Annotated in this window: 4 protein-coding genes; all 4 read right to left on the bottom strand. The window is 64.0% G+C overall.

The annotated features are described in order from the left end of the window. Positions 1–227 (bottom strand): translation initiation factor IF-2 N-terminal domain-containing protein (locus RHBS_RS26795; RefSeq protein ID WP_145977634.1); only part of this gene is annotated, 227 nt, incomplete at its 3' end. A 97-nt stretch (positions 228–324) separates the two neighbouring features. Beyond that, positions 325–657, bottom strand: a complete 333-nt coding sequence (locus tag RHBS_RS26790; RefSeq protein ID WP_187298653.1) for a YlxR family protein — start codon at positions 655–657, stop codon at positions 325–327. A 96-nt stretch (positions 658–753) separates the two neighbouring features. Beyond that, on the bottom strand, positions 754–1,761 hold the full coding sequence (gene nusA / locus RHBS_RS26785; RefSeq protein ID WP_121870110.1) for a transcription termination factor NusA: 1,008 nt from the start codon (positions 1,759–1,761) through the stop codon (positions 754–756). After that, a complete protein-coding gene (gene rimP, locus RHBS_RS26780; RefSeq protein ID WP_128646861.1) occupies positions 1,758–2,333 on the bottom strand; it encodes a ribosome maturation factor RimP in 576 nt (191 codons plus the stop codon). Before rimP ends, nusA begins: the two co-directional genes overlap by 4 nt. Positions 2,334–2,567 lie beyond the last annotated feature (234 nt).

Below are 2,567 nucleotides of genomic sequence, written 5' to 3'. Positions count from 1 at the left end.
TCAGCGCGATCGGCCGCTGCGCGACCGTTCGGTGCAGATGCGGCGGGTGCCGACGCGTCCGCGCTGTCGGACGGGAAGGATTCTCGCAGTCGACGTGCCACGGGGGCTTCGACTGTGGATGATGCGGACTTGACGAACTCGCCTTGCTCTTTGAGCCGTGCGAGTAGTTCCTTACTGGTGACACCGAGTTCTTTTGCCAACTCGTGCACGCGGGCCTTGCCTGCCACTGCTCTCCTCACTGAGAGGCCGAGCGAGGCTTGGTGCCCGCACGACCTCGGGTTATCTCCGATGGACGTTCATCGTTGGTGCTTCACGGTGTGCTCATCAGTGCTGTTGCCTGTTCTTGTCGACGGGTGTTGCTCTTGCCGTGTCCTCGGCCTGCAGCTGTTCGTACTCGTCGAGCACGGCTGTCACTGCGGACGATTCCACATTTCCCGATATCCGAAACGCACGACCGAAGACTCGGCGTCGTTCCGCATTGTGCAGGCATTCTCGGCTGTAGTGCAACCACGCACCACGGCCGGACATCGAATGCCGGACGTCGGGGACGAGAGCGAATTCGTGCGAACCAGCTTCTCGAACCACGATCCTCAACAGATCGGCGGCCGGCACTCGCTCCCTGCACCCGACGCACGTACGAATAGGCCGGCTTGTCACTACCGGATACTCGCGTTCATGCCCCTGGGCGGAGAGGTCGTTACCGAACCATCGACCACTCTACCGCTGTATTGCCCCGAACTCCGCATTCCGGCCCTACGCGCTGGTCGTCTCGGGTGCCGCCGCATCACTGCGGATGTCGATCCGCCAACCGGTCAATCGAGCGGCCAGTCGAGCGTTCTGCCCTTCCTTGCCGATGGCCAGAGAAAGCTGGTACTCGGGAACCACCACACGGGCCGCACGAGCAGCCGCGTCGACGACGGTCACCGAGACGACCTTCGACGGAGAAAGAGCGTTTCCGACGAACGTGGCCGGATCCTCGTCGAAGTCGATGATGTCGATCTTCTCGCCTGCGAGTTCGCTCATCACGTTGCGCACGCGCTGCCCCATCGGTCCGATGCAGGCACCCTTGGCGTTGAGACCGGACACGGTGGACGCGACGGCGATCTTCGAGCGATGCCCCGACTCGCGGGCCACTGCCACGATGTCGACCGAACCGTCGGCGATCTCGGGCACCTCGAGGGCGAACAGCTTGCGCACCAGATTCGGATGGGTGCGCGAGAGGGTGATCTGCGGACCCCGGTTGCCCCGGGCGACTCCGACGACGTAGCACTTGATGCGTTCGCCGTGCTCGTAGCTTTCACCCGGCACCTGCTCGGCGGGCGGCAGGAGGCCGTCGGCTCCGTTGGCGTCACTGCCGATACGAACGATGACGGTGCCCTTGGCGTTGGCACGCGTGTCGCGCTGGATGACACCGTTGACGATCTCACCCTCGTGCGTGGAGTACTCGCCGAACGAGCGCTCGTGCTCGGCGTCGCGTAGGCGCTGCAGGATGACCTGACGCGCCGTGGTTGCCGCGATGCGTCCGAAGCCTTCCGGGGTGTCGTCCCACTCGGAGATCAGATTGCCGTCGGCGTCGAGCTCCTTGGCCATCACCCGTACCGACCCGGTCTTGCGATCGACGTCGATCCACGCGTTGGACTGGTGTCCCTCGGTGTGCCGGTAGGCCGTCAGCAACGCGGTCTGAATCGTCGAGATCACCATCTCGATCGGAATTCCCTTGTCCGCCTCGATGGCACGCAGTGCGGCGATATCGATATTCACTTGTTCGACCCTTCTTCCGGTGCTTCCACGTCCACGATCTCATCGGTGTCTGCGGGTGACGGTCTACTGCCGACCACGCCACCCGCCAGGTCCATCTCTTCGGCGCTGGGCCGCGAGAACTCCACCTGTACAACAGCTTTCACAACATCGGACAGCGCAACGGACCGGGTAGACAGCACACCCTTCTCCTTGATCACCACGGTGACCGAGTCACCGTCGAGCACACCGACGCGACCGTCGAACTTGACGTCGGCGAGTTCGATACGAACCTTGCGCCCGCGGGCCCGACGCCAATGCCGTGCCTCGGTCAGCGGACGGTCGATTCCGGGGGTGGTGACTTCCAGCGTGTACGGAGCTTCCCCGAAATCGGTCACGGCATCGAAGGCATCCGAGATCTCGCGGCTCAGTTCCGGAAGCGCGTCGAGGTCGATTCCCTCTTCGCGATCGACCATGACCCGCACTGCACTGTGCTTTCCTGCGGCGACAACGTTCACGTCTTCGAGGTCGTAACCCCGTTCTCGAACGAGGTCGGCGAGCAGTTCGACAACCCTTTCCTTGGACGGAACAGGCATGTCGCGAACTCCTCGTGTGTAGTTGTGGGCGATCCGGCGTACGGCAGCCGGACTGCGTTTGGTGAACCAACAGCCTACCGCCCCGCAGGCAGTGCTCGTGACCACGATCGACCGCCGCGACACGCGGGCACGGCGCGTACGAGCGCTGCGGTCTGGCACGATATCGGAGTGCCAACGCCGACCGTCCCCTTCGCGCTCAGCCGCCGCGGGTTGTTCCGACTCGCCGGTGTCGCC

This window comes from Rhodococcus sp. BS-15, from assembly GCF_000813105.1.
GTDB lineage: Bacteria > Actinomycetota > Actinomycetes > Mycobacteriales > Mycobacteriaceae > Rhodococcoides.
The sequence above is the reverse complement of the archived record's forward strand: the minus strand, read 5'-3'. Positions and strand labels throughout refer to the sequence as shown.